This window comes from Massilimicrobiota sp. mt181 (assembly GCF_055420065.1).
The window spans coordinates 27,476-51,088 of record NZ_JBVAYN010000011.1; the positions used below are offsets into that span (position 1 = coordinate 27,476).

General features: G+C 32.1%; 26 protein-coding genes. 6 read left to right on the top strand and 20 right to left on the bottom strand.

What is annotated here, in order from left to right; genetic code table 11:
• Positions 1-6 precede the first annotated feature (6 nt).
• Entirely contained in the window at positions 7-1,284 is a 1,278-nt protein-coding gene (locus tag ACZYT4_RS07610; RefSeq protein ID WP_463784225.1) for an adenylosuccinate synthase, read from the bottom strand.
• A 160-nt stretch (positions 1,285-1,444) separates the two neighbouring features.
• Here ACZYT4_RS07610 and ACZYT4_RS07615 point away from each other — a divergent pair, with 160 nt between their 5' ends.
• Positions 1,445-2,326 (top strand): LysR family transcriptional regulator, encoded by an 882-nt coding sequence (locus ACZYT4_RS07615; RefSeq protein WP_463784227.1) that lies wholly within the window; start codon positions 1,445-1,447, stop codon positions 2,324-2,326.
• A gap of 333 nt (positions 2,327-2,659) precedes the next feature.
• Here the strand turns inward: ACZYT4_RS07615 and ACZYT4_RS07620 are convergent, their stop codons facing one another.
• The 9 genes from ACZYT4_RS07620 to ACZYT4_RS07660 form a co-directional block, all read right to left on the bottom strand.
• Complete coding sequence (locus ACZYT4_RS07620) at positions 2,660-3,709, bottom strand: molybdopterin-binding protein (RefSeq protein WP_463784228.1); 1,050 nt, start codon at positions 3,707-3,709, stop codon at positions 2,660-2,662.
• Positions 3,710-3,721: 12 nt separating this feature from the next.
• The gene (locus tag ACZYT4_RS07625) at positions 3,722-4,543 is read right to left on the bottom strand and encodes a DUF7973 family transport facilitator (protein ID WP_463784230.1); all 822 of its coding nucleotides are present in this window, start codon (positions 4,541-4,543) and stop codon (positions 3,722-3,724) included.
• Between the two features lie 75 nt (positions 4,544-4,618).
• The gene (locus ACZYT4_RS07630) at positions 4,619-5,050 is read right to left on the bottom strand and encodes an MG284/MPN403 family protein (RefSeq protein WP_463784232.1); all 432 of its coding nucleotides are present in this window, start codon (positions 5,048-5,050) and stop codon (positions 4,619-4,621) included.
• 52 nt (positions 5,051-5,102) lie between these two features.
• Complete coding sequence (locus tag ACZYT4_RS07635; RefSeq protein WP_463784233.1) at positions 5,103-5,840, bottom strand: tyrosine-protein phosphatase; 738 nt, start codon at positions 5,838-5,840, stop codon at positions 5,103-5,105.
• Positions 5,841-5,851: 11 nt separating this feature from the next.
• Complete coding sequence (locus tag ACZYT4_RS07640) at positions 5,852-6,493, bottom strand: TIGR04100 family radical SAM protein (RefSeq protein WP_463784235.1); 642 nt, start codon at positions 6,491-6,493, stop codon at positions 5,852-5,854.
• Complete coding sequence (locus ACZYT4_RS07645) at positions 6,490-7,320, bottom strand: pyridoxamine kinase (RefSeq protein WP_463784237.1); 831 nt, start codon at positions 7,318-7,320, stop codon at positions 6,490-6,492. The genes ACZYT4_RS07640 and ACZYT4_RS07645 overlap by 4 nt, the downstream gene beginning before the upstream one ends.
• A 193-nt stretch (positions 7,321-7,513) precedes the next feature.
• The gene (locus tag ACZYT4_RS07650; RefSeq protein ID WP_463784239.1) at positions 7,514-7,882 is read right to left on the bottom strand and encodes a DUF4352 domain-containing protein; all 369 of its coding nucleotides are present in this window, start codon (positions 7,880-7,882) and stop codon (positions 7,514-7,516) included.
• Positions 7,875-8,225 (bottom strand): hypothetical protein, encoded by a 351-nt coding sequence (locus tag ACZYT4_RS07655; protein WP_463784241.1) that lies wholly within the window; start codon positions 8,223-8,225, stop codon positions 7,875-7,877. Before ACZYT4_RS07655 ends, ACZYT4_RS07650 begins: the two co-directional genes overlap by 8 nt.
• Positions 8,226-8,292: 67 nt before the next feature.
• Positions 8,293-9,339: a serine/threonine-protein kinase gene (locus ACZYT4_RS07660; RefSeq protein WP_463784243.1), complete on the bottom strand. Its 1,047-nt coding sequence runs from the start codon at positions 9,337-9,339 to the stop codon at positions 8,293-8,295.
• A gap of 58 nt (positions 9,340-9,397) precedes the next feature.
• On the opposite strand from ACZYT4_RS07660, the gene ACZYT4_RS07665 reads away from it, so the two are divergent.
• Both ACZYT4_RS07665 and ACZYT4_RS07670 read left to right on the top strand, forming a co-directional pair.
• Positions 9,398-9,808 (top strand): hypothetical protein, encoded by a 411-nt coding sequence (locus tag ACZYT4_RS07665; RefSeq protein ID WP_463784246.1) that lies wholly within the window; start codon positions 9,398-9,400, stop codon positions 9,806-9,808.
• Between the two features lie 13 nt (positions 9,809-9,821).
• A complete protein-coding gene (locus tag ACZYT4_RS07670; protein ID WP_463784249.1) occupies positions 9,822-10,409 on the top strand; it encodes a pentapeptide repeat-containing protein in 588 nt (195 codons plus the stop codon).
• A 71-nt stretch (positions 10,410-10,480) separates the two neighbouring features.
• On the opposite strand, the gene ACZYT4_RS07675 is transcribed toward ACZYT4_RS07670, so the two are convergent.
• From ACZYT4_RS07675 to ACZYT4_RS07705, 7 genes are all read right to left on the bottom strand, one after another.
• Entirely contained in the window at positions 10,481-10,801 is a 321-nt protein-coding gene (locus tag ACZYT4_RS07675; RefSeq protein WP_463784251.1) for a DUF4351 domain-containing protein, read from the bottom strand.
• A 24-nt stretch (positions 10,802-10,825) separates the two neighbouring features.
• Positions 10,826-11,407 (bottom strand): Rpn family recombination-promoting nuclease/putative transposase, encoded by a 582-nt coding sequence (locus tag ACZYT4_RS07680; protein ID WP_463784253.1) that lies wholly within the window; start codon positions 11,405-11,407, stop codon positions 10,826-10,828.
• A 157-nt stretch (positions 11,408-11,564) separates the two neighbouring features.
• Positions 11,565-13,001: a proline--tRNA ligase gene (proS, locus tag ACZYT4_RS07685; RefSeq protein WP_463784255.1), complete on the bottom strand. Its 1,437-nt coding sequence runs from the start codon at positions 12,999-13,001 to the stop codon at positions 11,565-11,567.
• Positions 13,002-13,063: 62 nt separating this feature from the next.
• Positions 13,064-13,270 carry a DUF4177 domain-containing protein gene (locus tag ACZYT4_RS07690; RefSeq protein WP_463784257.1) on the bottom strand — a complete coding sequence of 69 codons (207 nt, stop codon included), beginning with the start codon at positions 13,268-13,270 and terminating at the stop codon, positions 13,064-13,066.
• Positions 13,271-13,278: 8 nt separating this feature from the next.
• The gene (locus ACZYT4_RS07695) at positions 13,279-16,362 is read right to left on the bottom strand and encodes an AAA family ATPase (protein ID WP_463784259.1); all 3,084 of its coding nucleotides are present in this window, start codon (positions 16,360-16,362) and stop codon (positions 13,279-13,281) included.
• Complete coding sequence (locus ACZYT4_RS07700) at positions 16,340-17,467, bottom strand: exonuclease SbcCD subunit D (RefSeq protein WP_463784261.1); 1,128 nt, start codon at positions 17,465-17,467, stop codon at positions 16,340-16,342. Before ACZYT4_RS07700 ends, ACZYT4_RS07695 begins: the two co-directional genes overlap by 23 nt.
• Before the next feature lie 73 nt (positions 17,468-17,540).
• A complete protein-coding gene (locus ACZYT4_RS07705) occupies positions 17,541-17,936 on the bottom strand; it encodes a GNAT family N-acetyltransferase (RefSeq protein WP_463784264.1) in 396 nt (131 codons plus the stop codon).
• A gap of 244 nt (positions 17,937-18,180) precedes the next feature.
• Between ACZYT4_RS07705 and ACZYT4_RS07710 the strand changes: the two genes are divergently transcribed.
• Entirely contained in the window at positions 18,181-19,491 is a 1,311-nt protein-coding gene (locus ACZYT4_RS07710) for a hemolysin family protein (RefSeq protein WP_463784266.1), read from the top strand.
• Between the two features lie 29 nt (positions 19,492-19,520).
• Here the strand turns inward: ACZYT4_RS07710 and ACZYT4_RS07715 are convergent, their stop codons facing one another.
• Positions 19,521-19,952, bottom strand: coding sequence for a hypothetical protein (locus ACZYT4_RS07715; protein ID WP_463784268.1), 432 nt, complete (start codon positions 19,950-19,952; stop codon positions 19,521-19,523).
• Between the two features lie 166 nt (positions 19,953-20,118).
• On the opposite strand from ACZYT4_RS07715, the gene ACZYT4_RS07720 reads away from it, so the two are divergent.
• Both ACZYT4_RS07720 and ACZYT4_RS07725 read left to right on the top strand, forming a co-directional pair.
• Positions 20,119-20,832 (top strand): LytR/AlgR family response regulator transcription factor, encoded by a 714-nt coding sequence (locus ACZYT4_RS07720; protein WP_463784271.1) that lies wholly within the window; start codon positions 20,119-20,121, stop codon positions 20,830-20,832.
• 621 nt (positions 20,833-21,453) lie between these two features.
• Positions 21,454-22,110, top strand: a complete 657-nt coding sequence (locus ACZYT4_RS07725) for a GHKL domain-containing protein (RefSeq protein WP_463784274.1) — start codon at positions 21,454-21,456, stop codon at positions 22,108-22,110.
• A 25-nt stretch (positions 22,111-22,135) separates the two neighbouring features.
• On the opposite strand, the gene ACZYT4_RS07730 is transcribed toward ACZYT4_RS07725, so the two are convergent.
• Complete coding sequence (locus ACZYT4_RS07730; RefSeq protein ID WP_463784277.1) at positions 22,136-22,849, bottom strand: LytR/AlgR family response regulator transcription factor; 714 nt, start codon at positions 22,847-22,849, stop codon at positions 22,136-22,138.
• 18 nt (positions 22,850-22,867) lie between these two features.
• Positions 22,868-23,596 (bottom strand): LytR/AlgR family response regulator transcription factor, encoded by a 729-nt coding sequence (locus ACZYT4_RS07735; RefSeq protein WP_463784280.1) that lies wholly within the window; start codon positions 23,594-23,596, stop codon positions 22,868-22,870.
• Positions 23,597-23,613: the final 17 nt, after the last annotated feature.

Sequence of the window (23,613 nt, forward strand, 5' to 3'; positions counted from 1 at the left end):
CCCTCCCTAAAATTGAATATCTTTTAATACTACTGTCTGTTCTCTATCTGGTCCTACTGAGAACATGACAATTGGACAATGAATTAATTCTTCAATACGTCTCATATAATTTTGACAATTGACTGGTAATTCTTCAAAAGATTTCACATGTGTAATATCTTCTTTCCATCCAGGCATTTCTTCATAAATTGGTTCCACTTCTTCAATACCTTTCACTGTAGAAGGCAAACCATGAATGACTTCACCTTTATATTTATAAGCCGTACAGATTTTAATGGTATCTAATCCACTTAAAACATCCAATAACATTAAAGCAATTCCTGTTAAACTAGACATTCTACGTGATTGATTGACAACCACAGCGTCAAACCATCCTGTACGTCTTGCACGTTGTGTCACTGTTCCATATTCATGTCCTCTTTCACGAATGAAATCTCCAATTTCATCATGTAATTCTGTTGGGAAAGGTCCAGCTCCTACACGTGTTGTATATGATTTGATAATCCCAATTGCTTCTTTAATATATAAAGGCCCAATACCAGTACCTTCACTCACCCCATTAGCACCTGGATGAGAGCTTGTTACATATGGATAAGTTCCATAATCAATATCCAACATAGCACCTTGCGCACCTTCAAATAACACTTTACGATCTTCACGTAAATATTGATCTAACAACATTCCTGTATCACAAACAAGTGGTTTGATTACTTTGGCATATTCTTTATATTCTTCAAAAATACTTTCAACAGTGAACTTTCCTTCTAATTCAGGATATTCCATGACTTTCATTGGGAAAGTTTCTTTTAATCTTTCTAAAAATAAATCTTCATCAATAAACTCACCCATACGAATACCAATACGACTATACTTATCAATATAACATGGTCCAATACCACGTTTTGTTGTGCCAATGCTATGATCTCCTTTTCTTGCTTCCTGAATCGCATCAATTTCAAGATGATAAGGTAAAATCACATGGCAACGATCACTAACACGAATCTTACTTGTATCAATACCTGCATCATTTAAATATTTGACTTCTTCTAAAAAGGCTTTAGGATTAACAACCATCCCATTTCCCATAATGACTTCATGTCCACTAAAAATACCAGAAGGTATTAATTTCAATGCAAATTTCTTTCCATCATACACAATCGTATGTCCTGCATTGTTTCCTCCTGCATAACGTACTACAACATCAGCTTTTTGGGCAAGATAATCAGTGACTTTTCCTTTACCTTCATCTCCCCACATGCTTCCTACTACAACCACACCAGCCATAAAAATTCATCCTTTCTTTTTTACATCAATATTATATAAAATATGACTCTTATATACAATCAAAATTTATCATAATTGACGTATCAACACTTCTATTATAAAATAAAACAAAACATTAGTAAAATTAATATTTATTCATAGTGATATAAGGAGAACTAATATGAATATCAAATTAGAACAATATAAAATATTTAATGAAGCTGCTTCAACGCTTTCTTTTTCTCTCGCTGCCAGAAACCTCTTTATTTCCCAATCAGCAGTTAGTCAAGCCATTCGCCTTTTAGAAAAAGAATTACATACACAACTATTTATTCGTCAATCCAAAGGTGTGATTTTAACCAAAGAAGGCCAAATCCTCCACCAAAAGATTTCTAAAGCTCTCGCTTTAATTACCAGTGCTGAAAACCAGATTGCCCATTTTCATGAATTAAATCAGGGAGAACTGCTTATAGGTGCCGGTGATACCTTAAGTGAAAACTATATCATGCCTTATCTTGTTCTCTTTCATCAACATTATCCCCATGTCAAAATCAAGATGGTCAATCGCACCAGTTTGGAAATCATTGATCTTTTAAAGAATGATGATATTGATTTAGGCTTTATCAATATGCCTCTTTACGATGAAGCTATTACAATTCACGAATGTCTACAGATTCATGATATTTTTGTGAGTTCTCATCAAGACTCTCATCTATACACATTAGAAGAACTTGTACAGGAACCATTAATTATGCTCGAAAAAAATTCCAACTCTAGACAATTTGTTGATGACTTTTTTGCTTCTCAAGGTTTCCTACTAAATCCCAGCATTGAATTAGGTTCTCATAATCTGCTTTTAGAAGCAGCCAAAAATCATCTAGGAAAAGCTTGTGTCATTAAAGAATTCTCACAAAATGAACTGCAAAATCAAGATATTTATGAAGTGTCTTTAAAATATCCTCTTCCTAAAAGAAGTATTGGCTATGCCTACCTTTCTAGAAAAACTTTAACACCTGCCGCCTTAAAATTTCTTGAACTCTTCCCTGCTTTTTACAATGAATAATATAAGAAAAGAGCGATATACCCTGAAATATCGCTCTTTTCTTATATCGATCCATAGTGCTGCTGTTCACTATATAACTGTTAGTCTGCTGCTTCTAACAGGGATCTTTTGTGAGTAAATTATATGAATACTTTTGCTTCATATGTATATCGAGGAATATTATGATATGATATACATCGTCCCTTAGGACAGTCTCCATTATATTCAAAGTTTTGATGAATGCAAGAAAAAAATGAAAATTTCTTTGATTTTATCAATATTTTTTTGATTTTTATATTTTGTAAACACTTACAAACAACAAACATAGGAATGTTTTTGAAAAGTACCATATTTTTATTGATGAGTCACTATATATTTATATAGCTGTGCTACAAATCTGGCTTCCACTTTCGCATAAGAATATTCAGCCTTCACAAAAGTTGGAATTTCAAAATATTGGTGATTGATTGAAATCCCAATCACCTCTCCTAATTCCACTTTTTTTGTTTTGACAACAATATGTACCTCCGCATTTTCTTTAATAAATGGTTTAAGCCAATCATCATGAAAATGGAAATCACCCTGATATTCTAAAGTTATAGGCACCATCACTTTTAACAATGCATCTTTTAAATTCTTTTCATGTAAAATATAAGCCGATAAACGCTCTTCTATTTGATGTTTGACATCTGCCATCATGGCATCAGCCTGCTTTTGCGATGATGTTTTCACTGCCAAACGAATACGCACCGTTTCTTCACCAGCATATAAGGCGATAGAAACATCTTTTTGTTCATTGATTAAATCTCTGAGCACTTCATCAATCTTGCTTTCTCCAATAAACATCGTTGTATATTCATATGTATAAATGGTATCTTTTTTAAATTGTGATAAATAAGGAATTAGTGAATGTTCTACAACATATTGAAGTTCTTTTGGTGGACCAGGTAAATTAATAATCATCTGTGTACCATTAGACATGACACATCCATTTGCGGTTCCCATATCATTTTCTAAAATATACGCATCTACAGGATAATAAGCCTGTTTAAAGTTGTTATCTGGGACTTTCTCAACACCTGTACAATAACGGCACTTGATATCAACCTTACGGGCTTCTTCCTCATTATAGACCATTTCTAATCCTAAATACTTGGCTGACAATTCTTTTGTGAGATCATCTGTTGTTGGTCCTAATCCTCCTGTTGTCATAACACAATCCGCACCACGTTCAAACGCGACTTTCAAACAGTCATATAATCTTTGAGGATTATCTCCTACAACACTTTGATAATAAACATTAAAACCTAAATCCTTACAAACCTTCTGTAAAAGTGTCGCATTTGTATTGACAATTTCCCCCAATAACAATTCTGTCCCTACATTAATAATTTCAACATTCATATGATAAACCTCCTAAAACAATGTAAATAATACGAGACTTAATGATCCAATCGCCACTGCAGGTGGATCAATATGTGTCCCACATTCTAAATTGAAAACATAACTAAAGATATGCCCAATCAAATGAGCTAGCACACCAAAAAGCACACATATCCATAAACTCTGCGTCTGCATAAAAGCATAACCTGCTACCAATGTAATATGATGTGTTGCTGGAAAAGCACTATCCATCAAAGCAAAAATCAAGGAAAAGGCACTGACCGAAAAACCAATCGTATATAAACCTGTTTCCTTAGCAACAATACCCATACACAAAGAAATAGCGATTGCAAATAACAACTGATATAACCAGTAACTGATTGAACATTGCTTTAAAAAACGAATAGACTGATGATTGATGTTTTGTTGCTGATTCAAAAACAGTCTTACAATAATACCCACAAGGACAACAGATAAAGCTCCTTGATCCATTGGAAAATCAAAATACACTGCAAAAGCATAAATCAGATATCCCAAAACACCTGCGCATCCTCCTGCCAATAAAACTTTATAATCCTGTGTAAAGGCTAAAGAACGCCCTGTCTCATATCCATATATATCATAATGTTTTGCTGCGTATGCAGTTGCAAGCACAGCACCATTAAATATAATACATGGTAAAAACAAACCATTTAATATATAAATTTCAATAAATGATGTATCAGCACCACAGGCCTGTAATATGGCAACGACAATACCAATAAAACCCGTACAAATAAAAGTCTGTGTTCCCCCAATAAAAGTTCCTAAAATACCTGCAAAAAATGAAATCACCAATAATAATCCATCAATCATTATCTCTTCACTTCTGTTTTATTTTATAAGATAAAAAGACAATTTTCTATTTTTTTCATAATATGCAAAAGATTATTATTTCAATAAAGCCATAATTTCCTCTTCGCTCCAAAAAACACGAATACATTCTATAAATTCATCTAAAGCACGATGTTTCAAACGATAATAACTGGCACGTGAATAATAAGAACACCACCATGAAGCATCATAAAAATTGATATATTCATGTTCAATAAATTCATAAGTTTCTTTTGATAAATGCGTATGAATCGTATGAACCAGACTGACAAAATTTTCTAAGTTCTGTTTTCTTTCTAATTGTTTCATCATCTTTTCATCTCCCTTTTGATAAAAAGATGATGTGTCTTTTACCTTAAACATATCAACCTGAGGGTAATAATTATAATGCTGATTCAAATATAAAATATCTAACTGAGCTCTCTGATATGTTTTATAAATTTTCCTGGCTATACTGTCTTTTTGCTTTAATGTTAATTTTTCTTCCATAAAAAGACCTCCTTAATACTTATATACGCATTTTAGAGGTCATTTTTCTTTTTTAAATTGTAAAATTTTCAATTAATTGATCAATTTCTTCTGCTTTTATACCAATTTCTAACAAATATTCCTTGGCACTTCCATAATGTTCTCTTAAATAATCCAATAATTCCATCATATAACGTGGAGATGATTTGAGATATTGTTTAGCTTCTTCATTTCCCATCATTTCAGCCAAAGATGCATTAATATCAAGATTATTTTCATAAGATTCACTATAATCTTTGACAATATCATATTCATGACAACCAATTAAATCCAGCAATAATGCTGCTGTCACTCCTGTACGATCTTTTCCAGCTGAACAATGAAACATCACACCTTCATAAGGATACTTTACAAAAATATCAAACAATTCCTTAAATTTATGTTTCATACCTTCCAACATATAAATATAGACACCACCTAAATCCTTATATGTCTTGACTTCTTCTGGCACAATAGCAGCTTTGGTTGAATCAAACAAATTGACTTCATAATAATCAATTCCTTCTTCCTTAGCAAAAGGATTAGGTTGACATTCTTTTTCAAAATCACTACGCAAATCAACGACCACTTTGACACCATAATCTTTTAAAGTCTGAATATCTTTTGCAGTTGCATAAGTAGGAGCAGCTGCTCTAATGTACTTATGAGCGCGACTATAAAGACCACTCTGTGTTTCATAGCCACCAAGATCTCTGGTATTGCTCATCTTTTCTAATTTAATCTGACGTTCTTCTCTTGTCATATATAACATATTCTTATCTCCTATTCTTCAAATGGACGGACACGTAATGTCACACCCAGATCATCACAAATTTTTTGACATTTTTTGATTTTCTCTTCCCCAATGATATCCACAACACTCATCACAACTTGAGGAACATATGGACGACACAATCGTGCAAAATCTAACATAGCCTCAAATGATTGCACACCAAAACGACTACGTGTTAATTCATAATATTCGTTGGCATCAGGAGCATTTAAACTGATAGATACAACATCAATGCGACCCTTTAATTGTGGTGTAATATCACGTTCATGAATCAAATTTCCTAAGCCATTGGTATTGATGCGAATTGGCAAATCACGACGAAAATGTTTGAGGATGCCGGCAATTTGAACAACATCATCAACTCTTTCTAATGGTTCTCCAAAGCCACAAAAAACAACTTCTGCAAAATCATCCAAATCATATTTTTGAAACTCTTGAATGACTTCATCCACTGAAGGTTCTTCCTTTAACCAAAGACTATGTCCTTCTTCCATAGTTTTTGTCTGTCTTAAACAAAATGTACAGGCACAAGGACAACGATTCGTTAAATTGACATAAACATGAACATCTTCTAAACTTTCTAACTGGCTCAAATCTTTGTACCCATTTCCTACAACTGTATATAAAATCATAAATCTTCTCCTAACTGATATAAAAATTCTTCAAAGCATAAACCATAATGATGAGGTACATGCTGTTCTTCACAATAGCTAATACATTGTGAAGCAAACTTTGTTGCCTTTTTGACACTTTCATAAAAACTCAATCCATTTAAATAACTACCGGCAATAACCCCAGCAATCACATCACCTGTACCACAACGATCTTTACCAATACGATCAACCATCACAATCTGATAATCTTCTCCTGTATTATAAATAAAATTAAGAATTTGCTTATCATTAAATGGTATTCCTGTCACCACAATATGTTGTGGTCCCTGTTTAGCAAGCTTCTCACACATTTCACTCAACTTTTCAAATGTTGGTAATTGTGAAGGATAAGGCTCATCAACCAAAGTAACCAACTCAGTTAAGTTTGGTGTCATCACATCGGCATATTGGACTAACTCTTTCATCTTTTCACACATTTCTGGCGTATAAGTTGTATAAAGTTTTCCATGATCTCCCATAACAGGATCCACCAGAACAAATGTCTTTTCTTTTTTAAAAGTACGAATAAAATCAATCACAATATCAACTTGTTCTTTTGAACCCAAAAAACCTGTCGCAATCGCATCAAAATGCAAATGCAAATCTTTATATGTTTGAATATAATCAGGCATTCTTGATGTATAATCATCAAAATAATAAATAGGAAATTGTGTATGTGTTGATAAAATCGCTGTTGGAATTGGCACTGTTTGAATTTTCATAGCTGAAATAATCGGAGCCATCGCCGCAATAGCACATCTTCCAAAGCCTGTCATATCATTAATCAAAGCAATTCTTTTTTGCATATCGTCACCTCATTTGACTCATATTCTATCACAAATAGATAAAAAAAAGAAGAACTATGAAATCGATACATTCCATAGTTCTTGTTTATGTTAATGAAAAAATAACTGTAGGTTCTTCCAAGAAAATATCAGCATACAAATAAAGCTTTAATTCCTCATCCTGATTAACCAGATAAGTTAATGTTCCTTCTTTTCAGCCACCAGCTATCAAATCTCCACTCCCTAAATTCTGATCTTGATCAAGTAAAGTTATAGCCACATCATCAACCTGTCCCTGTTCATTTAAAATCTTAAAATAAAGTTCATTATAATCCTTTGTTTCATCACTCTGATTTTCAATCTTGACACTTACAATCACATATTCTTTCCCTTCACCAGGCTGATTATACTCACTACCCTGACTTTTTTCAATATGTGTCACTGTATAAGCCACTTCATCATAAATGGCTGTTTCTCCAACACCATATTCTTTAACTTCATTGATTTCCTCTGTCTGCGAACATCCTGATAAGCTCGTCATCAGTAACAAAGCCATCAGCACAATCCCCAATTTCTTAAGCATGAGATTCATGTCCTTTCATTTTCGCAAATCCAATAAAAGATAAAATAGCTTGAATAATGACAAACATGAAATAAATTGGCATCATTACCATCGCAATGATATACAAAATACCTCCCGTTAAAGCAAAACCACGTTTGTTGAGGAAACATCCCAAACCATTAAAAAGTGTTGCCAAAACAGTACAAATCAGATGTGGCATGACAAGTACTGACGCAATCGCAGCACCGGCACTTTCCATACCATCTGATGAACTCATACCACCTAAAAAATAAACAAATAAGTACACACAATAACAAACTCCTAAAATAAAGGATATAACTAAAAACATATTTTTCCCTTTCATATTGATACCTCCATAACTGATTATTTCATATTTCCAGTTATATTTGGTATGCGCCAAGCACACAAAGTCAAGGGAACATATGTAATGTTTCGATAATGCCATATAACAAGCTAAAAAATAATATCCAGGCAAACAAAACAAGAATACAACTCAAAGCAATACCTAATAAACGCCATACGACAAACGACGAATGATAGCCTATGCATCTCTCATGAAGATTTCTGTAATTTCCTGCAAAAAACACAATAATCATGATAAAACCAAAAATCATAATCTTATAAAAGATATCCATCCCACTTCCCAAAAGAACCTGATCTATTGGTGTGGTCACCAACATGATCATCAAAAACAGATAAAGAAATGCAGCTATCATCTTGACTAACCATGAATCACCACGAAATCCAACTAATGTCCATTTTTGACACTTTTGATGATGAAAGTCATCACGCATCTCTTCAACATGCTGATATCTCTGCTGAGGATCCATATGAGTAGCTTTTTGAATCAACTTTGTTTCATATCCCTGATACAATTGTTGTTGAGGATGTTGACCTGTTAACATAACATTCCACAAAACTCCCAAAGCATAAATATCCGTTCTGGCATCAGATTGACCAAAACCATACTGTTCAGGTGCCGCATAGCCATAACTGCCTAACAACTGCGTATCTTGATTTTGTTTTTGTTGTACAAAACGGGCAATATCAAAATCAAAGAGTGTCACCTGTTTACCATCATAGAAGATATTTTCTGGTTTTAAATCACGATGAACCAGTTGATGCTGATGCAAAACACTTAAAATCTGCCATAATTGCTCCATAATATCATTGACTTGTAAATGTGTTAATTCATGATTCAAAATATAAACATCTAAAGTCGGTGCATTAATATAGCTTTCAATGATGATACATCGATCTTCCAATTGCTTGATTTCATGAATGCGAGGAATACCTGTTATAGCTAATTTTTGAAGTTCACGATAAACATCACTACGGACATGATATAAAGTTTTTTGAATATAAAGCAACTGATCTAATTCACTTTTTACCAGTTCAATCTTTTTATTTTCAGTTTCTTTGAATATGTCTATTGTTTGATAGATTTCCAGACTCACAATATTTAACCTCTTGCTTTTCATTTTTTTCTATTATATCATATTTGCGGTGATATACATGACAACAACTGAATTATTAAATATTTTAAATCAAAATCAACATCTTTCATTTCAGGAACTTTTCCAAAAAATACCTGATATCACTTTTTTAGATTATCTTTCCATGTTATTAGAAACACATCATATATCAAAATCAGAGCTAATCAAAAAAACATATTTAGAAAGAACTTATGCCTATCAGATTTTAAATGGAACACGTCTTCCCAAAAAGGATAAAGTCTTACAAATCGCCATTGCCTTACAATTAGATTTACATGAAACCAATATTTTATTAACACTATCCAAAAATCAAAATCTTTATCCTAAAATCAAAAGAGATGCTTTAATCATTTTTGGAATGAATCATCATTATGATATTCAAAGAATCAATGAACTGCTCGATGAATATAATTTTCCTATTTTAGAATAAAGGAGTCTTATTTATGTCTATTCAAAACGATTTTCAAGAAGATGAAATCCAAAATCATCTTTATCAAAACGATAAACTTGCGAAAATGATCTATGACCATAAAGACATCCAAAACTGTCAATTTGAACACATTGATTTTCAAGATGCTCAATTTGAAAATAGTTTCTTTGTCGATGTTATTTTTTCTCATTGTGATTTTTCTAATCTCAAAATCAATCAGACACTTTTGAGAAGAGTTCAATTTCGCCATTGTAAATTAATGGGCACTGATTTTTCTGAATCCCTTTTTGATACAGTGACTCTTTCTCATTGCATATGTCAATTTGCAAATTTTAGCTTTATGAAAAACAAGACTGTACATTTTGAAAACTGTTCTTTACAAAATGCCAGTTTTATAGAAAATAAAATGAATAAAACAACATTTGATGAATGTCAACTCTCTCAATGTGAATTTCTACATGCTCCTTTAAATTCTATTGATTTATCTACATGTCAAATTGAAGGTATCATCATTTCTCAACAAGACATTCAAGGTGCTATAATAGATGTTTATCAAGCTGCTAGTCTAATACACCTTTTAAAAGTGAATATTAAACAATAAAGAAAAATCTATAATTTGAGATACACAGAAACACGTGTGTATCATAATTCATAGATTTTTATTTATATATTCTATTTTTGAAATTCTAAAATTTTTACAATATCATCTTCATTTTCAATATCAAAGATATGTATTGTCAGATTATCAAGCTGTTGGGTATTGCTTGATTGAATCTGCTGAATTGTTTCATTAGACAACTGTCCTAGTTTTTGTGTCAGTTGTTTCATGAGCGTTGCGATAATACCTTCACTTTTTCCTTCCTTTCTTCCTTTCTGTTTAGCGTCTTGGCTAATTTTTAATACATATTCACTCATATCGGTTTCTCCTTTTTCCTTTTCTATCATTTGATAAATCTCTTCATTATGTGTTAATGCGCCTAAAATACATGCCACCTCATGACTAACCTTTAAACTTTTCTATGTCCCTCTTTTGCTATAAAGCATTTTCAATCCTTTAATGAGATCCTGATTGTCCTTGTTTTGAAATTGATTTTCATCTAGATTGACAATTTCTATCAAGGGATAGAAATGAACATTGAAATAGGACTTTAAACAATCCGGCATATCTCCCATCATCTGCTGATAGTTTCTTGGCGCTTTCCATTTTCTTTCGCCATAGTAGAAGACCAAAGTCATGATGCCCTTGATTTTTTGATCCTGACAGTTCTGATAATCATAGAACTGCTTGAGATAACTGAGATAGTCATATTCCATGACTCTTTGAAACATGGACTTGTCAACATAGGACTGATGTTCCAAACCAATAAGACAGACGACACCATGGACTTTAATCAAAACAAAGTTATCCCTATAGCGTAAGATAGTCTTTTGATGAGACAAATCGACTGTCGCAAGACTAGCATCAAGATTGTGGATATCATTGTCCTTGATAAGAGGAAGACCATCAAAGAGGATGACATTGAGTAAGTCGGCAAGATGAGTATAGTGATGAAAATAATGTTTAATGCGCACATCAAACAGATTGTCAAAATCGATCATAAAAATATCCTCCTCACTTTATATATACGCAAAAAGAAGAGGAATTTCTTTTTTATGATACAATTTCCATATATATTATAACACAATATTTGCTTAAAGCATATTTCAATCACAAAAAAAAACTTGAGATTTCATATCTCAAGCTTTATTGATCTTATTAATAGGCTCTTGCGAAATAAACAATATGTTTAGCTTTCTTACCACAAATTGGACATACACCTTCAGCCTGTATGCTAGTATCAATACAACGTGATGTTGCAGCTGTATCTTCTTTAATCTTAACTTCACAAGCTTCGTCTCCACACCAAGGCATTTTGACATAACCACCTTTTGAATTTAAAACTTCTTTAAATTCATCGTATGTTGTCACATTTGTGATATGTTCATTTCTAAACTGCAATGCTTTTTGATACATATCTTCATGAACTTCATCCAATAAAGTTGCCAGTTTTTCTGGTAATGTTTCATCAATAGCGAATGTCAGTTTTTCCCCATTCACACGTTTAGCCACAACACATTGTCCATTTTGTAAATCTCTTGGACCAATTTCTAAACGTAAAGGGATTCCGCGCATTTCAGCTTCAGAGAATTTCCATCCAGGTGATTTATCACTCGCATCAACTTTCACGCGAATACCATAATCCTGTAATTGTTTTTGAAGTTCATAAGCTTTGTCCAAAATTCCTTCTTTTTGTTGTTGTATAGGAATAATCATCACTTGTGTTGGTGCTACTCTAGGAGGTAAAACCAATCCATTGTCATCACCATGAACCATAATGATTGCTCCTAACAATCTTGTAGAAACACCCCAAGATGTCTGATAAACATGTTTCAATTTGTTATCTTTATCCAAAAATTGAATACCAAAAGCTTTCGCAAAACCATCTCCAAAATAATGAGATGTTCCTGATTGAAGTGCTTTTCCATCATGCATTAATGCTTCAATTGTATAAGTTTCTTCTGCTCCAGCAAATTTTTCTCTTTCTGTCTTTCTACCAGTAACCATTGGTATTGCAAGTAGCTCTCTTGCTGTTGTTTCATAAATATCCAACATACGCATTGTTTCTTCTTTAGCTTCCTGAGCAGTTGCATGAATTGTATGACCTTCTTGCCATAAGAATTCTGAACCTCTTAAGAATGGTCTTGTTGTTTTCTCCCAACGAACAACGCTACACCATTGATTATATAATTTAGGAAGATCACGATAAGAATTCACAATCTTAGCATAATGTTCACAGAACAATGTTTCTGAAGTTGGACGAATCAACAAATTTTCTTCCAATTCATCATAACCACCACGTGTAACAACTGCACACTCAGGCGCAAATCCTTCCACGTGATCAGCTTCTTTCTTTAATAATGATTCAGGGATTAACATCGGCATATAAACATTTTCATGTCCTGTTTCTTTAAATTTTTTGTCCATATAGGCTTGAATCATTTCCCATAAAGCATATCCATAAGGACGGTAAATGATAAACCCTTTGACACTTGAATAATCCATTAACTCTGCTTTACGGCAGACATCTGTATACCATTTCGCAAAGTCTTCATCTCTTGATGTTATCGCATCATTTTTTACTTTATTTGCCATTTCTCTATACCCCTTCTTTAATATTTACCTTACTATTATACAAGAAATTTCCTAAAAAGCAATTATGACTCTATTTTTTCTTTTTCAAAGATCAGATCAATATCTTCAATATATCTGTTTCCTCTTTGCTTCACAGAAATCCATCCCACATAACGCCATCCTTCGCTAGCATATTTATCAATAATCTCATGTATATTTTCAAAATGATATTCTGTAATTCCAAAGCCAGAAACTTTTGTGCTCATGCGATGATATTTGTATGTCAACATATGGTCACCTACTCTCGTTCAATATGTAAAGAACTTCCCTGATTTCCTTTTTCAACAACAATCTGAGTTCCAATTCTTTCTTTTAATTCATCAACATGAGAAATAATACCTATTGTCTTATGATCATTTTTTAAATCCATTAAAACAGACAAAGCCTGATCAATAGATTCATGATCCAATGTTCCAAAGCCTTCATCAATAAATAATGTATTCAGTTCAATACCACCGGCATAATTTTGAATCATAGAAGATAAACCTAAAGCCAAAGCTAAAGCTGCCTTAAAAGATTCACCACCTGATAATGACTGAATATCTCGCATCACACCTGTTTCATAATCTAATACACATAAATCCAGTCCTTGCTGTTTGGCACCTTTGACATCTTTTTTACGATACAAAGCAAAACGACCTTGACTCATCTTCAACAGTTCCACATTGGCAAATTCTAAAATCTGTTCAAAATAAGCTGATAAAACATATCTTTCAAAAGACATACGCAAAGTATTTTTACCAGAAGCCTGATCATATAAATCCTGGTATAGTGTATATTTTTCAAAAATATCCTGATTGACATGATAATCATCTTCCAAACGTTCTAGTAATACCTGATTTTGTTGATAAATATGTAAACTTTCCAGATATTGATTATAAGATAAATCTCGCTTTTGTGCCAATTCTTCTAATTGTTTTTTTTCTTGAGATAAATCACTCATCTGATAATCCTTTGTTTTTTCATAAAGTGTCTCTTGACGCTTTTTCAAAGCTTCTTTTTGAATCAGATAATCCTGATATTCTTTCTCTCTTGCTAAAATATCTTTCATTTGATCACGATAATGATGATATTGTTCCTTTGAATCAAAGAACTCCTCTATAAAATGCTGATAATCTTGCTGGTATTGAGTCCATTGTTGTTGGAGATGAAGATGTTGTTCATTGAAATCATGCAATTGATGTGTATAAACAGAAATATCTTTTTGACACTGCTGATATTGCTGTTCAAGCTGTTGAATATGTGTCTGTAACTGCTGGAACTGATTTTGTTGTTGTTTCAATAAAGAAGCCATATCTTCTTGTTTCTCAAAATGATATTCACTTTCAAGCTGACTAGCTTGTTGGTGTATCAAAGACAATTGTTTTTCTTTATCAGTCAGCTCTTTTTGTATAGTCTCTAATTCTTCTTGTTGTTGCTTCAACAAAACTTCATCCTGCTTTAAGCCTTTTTGAATCTTTTTTAGATATACAACATCATTATACTTTTTCTGATATGTTTTTTCCTGATGACTAATCACTTGAACAATATCTGACAACAGACGAATAAACACTTCCTTAGATAATTCATCTTGAATATCCAATTGTTTTTTCAACATATCAATGCGTGTCTGCATCTGTTGTACCTGTTCTTTTTGATTCAAAACATCATGATAAGCATCTTCCTGCACACGATTCGCTGCTTCAACTTTTTTGGCTAGTTTCTCAAGTTCATGAGAAGATAAAACCGAAGTTTCCAGTTTAGCTAACTTGGGATGATGTGTTGAACCACAAACAGGGCAAGGTTCATTTTCTTTAAGATTTAACGCTAAAATACCAGCCTGCTGACGACGAAACATTTCATCTTCATGACGATATTGTGACAACAGTTCTTCATAATGCTGATGTTCTTTTTGATATGTCACTGATAAATCATAATGATGATCCTGTAAAGATTTCCATTCATCATAAAATTGACTCAACTCATGAATCATGACTCTTTTTTGATTAATTTCTTTAACATGCTTTTCATTTTGTTCTAACTCTAATTCTAAAACCGGTAAACGATTGACATTTTCCTGATCACGCTGCATGCGATTATCTAATTTCTGGTGACGTTCTTTCAATTCTGTTTCCTGTTTTTTTAAATCCTGATAGTGTTTTTGTTCTTTTTTGGATTGTTGTTGAAGTTTTTGATAAGTTTGAAATTTTTCAAGTGCCTGTTTGGTATTTTCCATCTCAACAAGCAAAGCATCTTTTTGCTTTTTATAAGTATCTAACTGTTGATATTCATCCTGTAATTGTTGAAACTGATTTTGTGATTCCTTGAGTAATGCTGTCACTTTATCTCTTTGTTGTTGATTTTGTTGAAATTGTTCTTTTGAGTGATGATAGTGATCAATCAATGATTGATGATCTCTAATGATATTGACATAATCAAGATCTTTCTTTAAAGATTTCATAGCTAAATCTTTTTGTTGTAACAGTTGAAATTGTTCACAAACTTGCTGATATTCCATTAATTCCTGATTCTGTTTTTCTTTTTGATAATAAGACTTTGAAAATAAATCATAAGCATCCTTATCATGCTGATATGTCTTTTCATTGTCCTGTTGTTGTAGGTTCATTTTTTGATTTTCCAGCTGAGCCTCTGATAAATAGACAGGATGAAAATCTTTTTGATGTGCTGACATAAACTGCTCATCAAGCTGTAACATTTGAAAACGAGACATTAAATCCTGTGATGATAAATAATACTGATCTTTATACTTCTTAGCTTCTTCTTTTAACAGTTTTTCAAAAACAACCATTGATTCACTATGAAAAACATGTCGTAATACACGTTCTCTTTCTTCACTGCTGGCATAAATCAGTTTTGTAAACTCCCCTTGTGCAATCATCACAATCTGTTTGAACTGACGTGCATCAACTCCTAACAATTCTTTGATATAAGCATTGACTTCTTTAACACCTTCAATGATTTTTTCACCATCATCCAAATAAGCATTGGCACTTTTTGGTGTTTTATAATTAGCACGATAATAAGTAGGAGAACGCTTGATTGTATAAATATGCTGATGTAATTCAAATGTAAGCTCTACGTAAGTCTCATCCTTGTCATCTGCAAAATCACTACGAAAATAAGATGCCTGACGATGACTGCCACTCGCTTCTCCATATAAGGCAAACGTAATGGCATCAAAGAGTGTCGTTTTTCCTGAACCCGTTGGACCACTAATCAAATACAAACCATGATCACCTAACTCTTCAAAATCAATTGTTGTTTGGTCTTTATAGGTCATAAAGGCACTCATTGTTAATTTAAGAATCCTCACATGCTTCACCTGCTTTCTCCAATAAAGATTGAACAATTTCTAACTGTGATGGATTTAACTGCTGATTTTTGACATCCTGATAAAATTGCTGGAATAAAGATAAGGTATCCATCTGTTCAATCGTCTGATAAGAACGAGTTGTATTATGTTGATTGTTTTTCATTAAGAACTGATACGTAATTTGTAAAAGATATGGATATAAAACACGTAGTTGTTCTATTGCATGGGGTACAATATTTTCATCTAAAAGTTCAAAAGCTAAAAAATCATCTTTCTTATCAATAAAATCCTCTTGCATAAATTGTGCAAAAGTCCCCTGATATTTCTTTAAAGTCTGGTGTGGATGTAAATGATGTGTAGTGATAACCATCCCATCTGTATCGACAATCACAATAGATTTATCCTGATTCACTTCATCAAAAGAATAGCACATTAAAGAGCCACTATAACGAACCGTTTCACGACCCACCTTTTGTGGCGCATGAAGATGTCCTAAAGCGACATAATCAAAATCATCAAAAAGTGATGCATCGATGATTTCACTACCGCCAACACTTAAAGGCACTTCTGATTCACTGGTAATACTGGCACGACCAACAAACTGATGTGTAATCAGAATATTTTGATAATGTTTGTCAAGACTCTGTTGTGATAAATAATAATCTAATGCCTCCTGATAGCTTTGAACCTCACAATCAGGATAAAGCATTTTCACCTGTGAAGGTTTCACAAAAGGCAACAAATAGAATCTGACATTGTCATATTCAACATAGGCCATTTCCTTTTTCAAATATGTTTCAATATGTAATCCATTTTCCGATAAAATGGAACTGGCAAAATGTAAACGATCCTTACTATCATGATTCCCACTAATCATCAAAACCTGAATATGATATTTTAATAACGCCTGACTCAAAAAATCATCCAGCAGATTCACAGCTTCCTGACTTGGAATTAAACGATCATAAACATCTCCAGCAATCACTAAAAGACGAATATCCTGTTCATCCATATAAGTCAGCAATTCCATTAACAATTCTCGCTGTACTTCCAACAATGAATACTGATGAATGACTTTTCCTAGATGTAAATCAGCAATATGTACAAACTTCATCACAAGACCTCCTTGATTTTATTATATCTAAATTCATTTTGATAAACAATCTCTTCACTCTTTGTCAAAACATTTATATTTCCCAAATAAAAATCATCTTCTCCTTTTCATCTTTTGCGAAAAAACGACGTTGTGAAGATGGGATTGTTTTGGTTTCTAAATATCTGGCTCCCAGTTTTTGAATCGTACGCAAAGAAGCTAAATTCTGTGGATCACAAGTTAAAATAACTTGATGAAACTGTAAATGTTGTTGTAAGAGTAAACACGCCTGATAGGCATAGTGATGCCCACGATATTCTTCTTCAATATGATAACCAATATGACCATCATAGTAATGTTCCTCTAGCGTACCCTCACGAAAAGTCAAACGTCCTACTTCCTGATTACAAACGAAAATCTGATAAATAGAATAGGGTGTAAACCCCTCTGGCAAGTTTTGATCAATATATTCCAAAAGTTGAAGTTTCATATATCACAACACTCCTTTTCCTCTTCTCTTATCATAACAATATTGACAGTTACGTTCAATATGATAAAATAAGAGCTATAAAAGGGAGTAGTTAGCATCAGAAAATGATGTTATATAATCGACATCACGCTAAATTTATTAGCCGGTTTTATATATGAAATAACGAGACTTTTATTACAATGTTGTGGTATTTGTCTTTTTTTATATCACACATATAGAGCCAAAAATAAAGGAGAGTGAAGTTATGGACTCTATACCCTCGCAATTGTTATTGCAAGTTATTTTAATTTTATTAAACGCTTTTTTTGCGGCTACTGAAATTGCTGTGTTATCTCTTAATAAGACACAGTTAGAAAAAAATGCTGAAAATGGTGAAAAGACCGCAAAACGATTATTAATCCTTTTACAGGAACCTTCTGGTTTCCTATCAACCATTCAAATTGGTATCACTTTGGCAGGATTTTTAGGAAGTGCCTTTGCGGCAGATAACTTCTCTGAATATCTGGTTCAATGGGTTTATTATGATTTAAAGATTACAAGCATCCCATTAAGTGTTCTAGGAACTTTATCAGTTATTATCATCACAATTATCTTATCTTATTTTACATTGATTTTTGGTGAACTTGTTCCTAAAAGAATTGCCATGCAAAAACCATATGAAGTTTCTAAAATCTCATGTGGAACAGTATTATTGATTGCTAAAATCATGAATCCTGTTGTCAAATTCCTATCTTTTTCAACAAATACCGTCTTAAAACTTTTGCATTTAAAAACTGAAGCTGAAGAAGATAGTATTACAGAAGAAGAAATTTTGACAATGATTGAACTTGGTGAAAAACGTGGAGTATTGGATGAAGATGAAAGTGAATGGTTACAAAATATCTTTGACTTCAATGACACTGATATTTCTGAAATCATGACACCTTCTGTAGATATCGTTAGTATCTCTGCACATGCTTCACAAGAAGAAATTATTCAAATCATTCAAAATACAGGTTTATCACGATATCCTGTCTACTCACATGATGAAGACAACATTATCGGTGTATTACATGTGAGAGATTATTTGTTAAATCTTCAAACCAAAAAGAAACCTTTTGAAGAAATTCTGGCAAAACCATACTTTATTCCAGATTCAATGAGAGCTGATGATTTATTTGCTGATATGCAAAACAAAAACATACATTTCGCGATAGCCATTGATGAATTTGGAGGTATAAGTGGTATTATTACATTAGAAGATTTAGTTGAAGAAATCTTTGGTAATATCTATGATGAACATGATTCACGTGAACATCCTGACATCCAACAGATTAACGAACTACAATGGAGAGTCAAAGGAAATACTGATATCGAAGAATTATCAGAAGCTTTAGATATTAAATTCCCCGAGGATGAAGACTATAACACAATTGGTGGCTACATTTACAGTCATCTCCGTTCCATTCCAAAAGACGGAACAACTAAAACAATTCAAATTGACAACATCACCTTCCACATTACGCAAATTCAAGATCGACGTATCAAGGAAGTCATTATAACTAAAAAGGCCTAGTTGAGAAATTAACTCAACTAGGTTTTTTGTTACAATAAATCATCAGCACTAAACTTCAAAGTTACATCACATGTGTTACTTGGTTCAAATATATGTGAAGAGACCAAAGTAAAATAAACCGTACCTTTAGTACAACCATATTCACTTATCAAAATCGCATAGTTCAATGGTATCCCCTCAATATCTGATGCAGCTTTTTTAGATCCGGTTATTAATGCTGCATAATTCCCTAAAGCAGCATCTCCCTTAGTTTTCTTAAAAGTACCTATCTGACTTGTCTTCGTCTTTTTGCTGCCATAAGTTGTATCAAAATGCGCATCTCCCCAGGCCGGAATATCTTTGTGTGTGACTGTCTGATATTCTGTCCCTTGTTTATAGACGTATGCCATGGTCGAAGAGACTGTACCACCTAAAACAAGTAAACTTATTCCCAATGCTACAATTTTCTTTTGCATTTTCATCCCTCTCACCTCCTTTGTCATTAGTGTAGCAAAAGATTCAAAAAAGTTATCCTAGATATAAAATTTGTGCATATTTGTGCTATAAAAATGCACACTTGGATAACTTTTTTTGATATAAAAAACTTTGTCATATAATGTAGATATATGTCAAAAGGAGGTAATAATTATGCGAATCGCAATATGTGACAATGAACTTTTTTATGTTCAAAATATTTCAGAAAGGATTAGGCAATTTGAGCTTCAAAAAAATGAATTCAATATCATTGATGAATACACCTGTGGTCAAGAATTATTGAATCAATTTCAACGAGAACCCTATGATCTTGTTTTCTTGGATATTAAACTCAATGAACAATGTAGTGGCATTGACATTGCTAAGAAGATTAAAATCATGAAAGCCAACTGTATTTTTATATTCATTACGGCTTATCATCAGTATTATCCTGAATCCATGTGGTTAGGGGCAGATTTATTTATTGATAAACCTATTGATAATGAACTTTTTATGAAGGAGCTTCAACATGCTTTTCAAGTCTATAAACAATTGAATCGCACGATATTATTTTCTACAACTGAAGGTAAAGTTTATATCAAGACTAATCAAATTATCTATCTTGAAACTAGTTATGGAAAATATAAGTTAAAAACAGTTAATCATCATTATTTTGGAAGCGTTAAAACTATCACAAAAGCAAAACAGCAGTTATTAGATTATCAATTTTTTCCATTAAATCGGAGTCTGATTATTAATTTTAAATTTGTTCGTTCATTTCATTTTGATCATATCATTATGAGTAATGATGATATTCTTCCATTAACAAAACGTGTTCGTAAAGAATTTAAAGAAAAATATTTTAATTATATTGATAAGGAGATGTAAATTATGGATATTCTATTAAATATTTTATGTAAAATATTTATGGTTATTTCAGATATTTTATTGTTAGATTTCTACTTAAAAAATTCGTTTTCACATATTTATCATAACAGCATCAAAAAGATACGATATATACTATATATAATTATGTTTTTAAGTATCCTATTTATCCAAGATACTGTAATATATTTTTTTGCGTGTATTATAATTACAATATTACTTTTTATTATTCTATCTTTTTCTCAAACTACCAAGGTTAGTCTTTTTATTAAAATTTTGCTCTATTATTTCTTCACTTTAATGGTACAAATAATAGTTATAATATTTTTCTTATGGATGTTAAATACAACAACTCTCATATTTTTTAAGAGAACATCATTAGCATACAATACTTTAGCCCATACAATCGCAAATTATATTGTGTATACTATTTTTATCTTTTATTTTAAAAATAAATCGCCTTTTCATATTAAACTTTTTAAATTTTTAAGTATTAGTATTTTTGTGTATTTTACTCTAACTTTTATTATCAAAAATCCAGTATTATTCCGTACTGTGGCCATTGGTCGTACATACATCTTCACAGTTGTGATTAGTATTGTAGCGTTAATATGTTTTGATAGGATGCAAGCAAAGTATGAAGCTGAGAAATATTCACAAGAAGCCATTATACAGAATATGAAGAAAGAGAAGAGTTTTAATGAACAAAGAGCGAAGAGACAAGAGGAAATCAAAAAGGTTAATCATGATCTTGTTAATATTTTAGCTATCACACAATCACATATTAGTGATCAGGAATATGAAAAAGCACAAGACTATTTATCAAAAACGATTCAAAGTGTTGTTGAGGAATATAATGCTTTAAATCATAGTGGTATTGATTCTCTTGATGGTATTATTCAGGAAAAGATGTCTATTATGAAAGAAAATGGTATTCGTTATGATGAGGAAATATCTAAATTATTGCATTTTGGAAATATTGATCTGGATAATTTAGTTTTGATTATTGATTTAGCTTTAGATAAAGCTATAGAAGAACTAAAGCAGATAAGTGGTGAGAAATATATTCGTTTAACATTACAAAGCAAACAGACACATATCATTCTTCATATATCTCATCCTATTGATAAACAACATTCTCGTTTCCATGTTCACAATCAATCTTCTCATCATGATTTAGCATTCAAACAAATAGAAACCATTACAAAACGTTATCATGGTGATATCAAATATGATACTACTGATAACGAAGTGATATTAAGAGTGATACTAGAGAAATAAAAATAAGACTGCAACAAAAACAGTCTTATTTTTTCTCTTCTAAATATTTATAGAATCTTTTCTTAAATTCTTTATAGCGTTTTTTTGAAACGATTAAAATACTATCATCTGACATATAAACAAGAATATTGTCTGTTTTGACAATATGATCCATGTTAATAATAAAGCTTCTTTGTATTTTGACAAAGTTGTATTCAAGAAGTGCTTTTCTCAGATTATTCACTGCTTTTAATGAACCATAGTAAACACCTCTTGTTGTATGGATCTTATAACTCTTATATGCTGTTTCTAAAAATATAACTTCAGACAAGCGAAAAACAATGCGCCCTTGTGATGTTGGAAAGGCAAAGGCTTTGTTCATATACTGATACTGTTTAATAGCTCTTTTCAGTTCATAAGAAAATAATGGCTCTTTTAATGGTTTTGTCAGATACTGAAAAGCATTCACAACATAAGATTGATGTATATAGCTCATATGACCTGTCGTAAAGATAATCATCGCTGTTGCTTTACGTTCATGAATCATATGTGCTAAATTGACACCATTAATATCAGATAGTTCAATATCCAGATAAATCAAATCATGTGGACGTTTTTGAAATTCTTTAATAAATTCTTTTCCTTTAGAATAAAGATCTACTTCAATAGGTAAATCCTCAATTGTCTGTTTCAATTTTTCTATTTTTAAACTTACATCATGAAGATAAAAATCTTCATCATCTACAATAGCAATTCTCAATTTACTTCTCCCCACTCTTTATTTTTTCTTTTCCATTTCTTTTAAAAATTCTTCATACAAAAGATGATTTTGAATTAATGTCTTACGACTTGTTGGAAAAACTTCCCTAGATTTTAAAATGACATTACGATCCGTTAAAAAATCAATACATTTCATATTCACCAGTACACTTTGATTGACTTGCATAAACCACCTTGTTCTTAAAACCGGTCTTAATTTATAACGATTTTTCACATGTGTCATAAAATGCTCATCATTCACTGTCACAATTTCTAAATCATTATAGTATGTTTCAAAATATTTAATTTCATCGACATTAAAAATTCGTTTACGTCCCAACTCTCTAATAGGAATCACAAATTTTACATTTTGATGCAGATACCAGTCCATCAGATAATCCATCACACTTTGAAACTCTGGTGTCTTAATGGGCTTCAATATATACTCCCTTGCTTTGACTGCAAATGCTTCATGAATATGAATATATTGATCACTGATAAAGACAACCTGACAAGCACGATTTAATTCTCTTAGCTTATAAGCCGCTTCAATTCCTCGGTCATTTTCAACTTTCATTTCAATAAATGCAAATTGATAGCAGCGCTCCCTCGTACTATCAAGCATGTTCTGAATAGATGAATAAGTATAAACATGTAACTCCATCTCTGGTTCATGAAAGCATTCTTCCACTTTCCTTTTGATTAAGTTCAAATAGTCGAGATGGTCATCACATACAACAATATTCATAGACTCTCCTCTCCTTT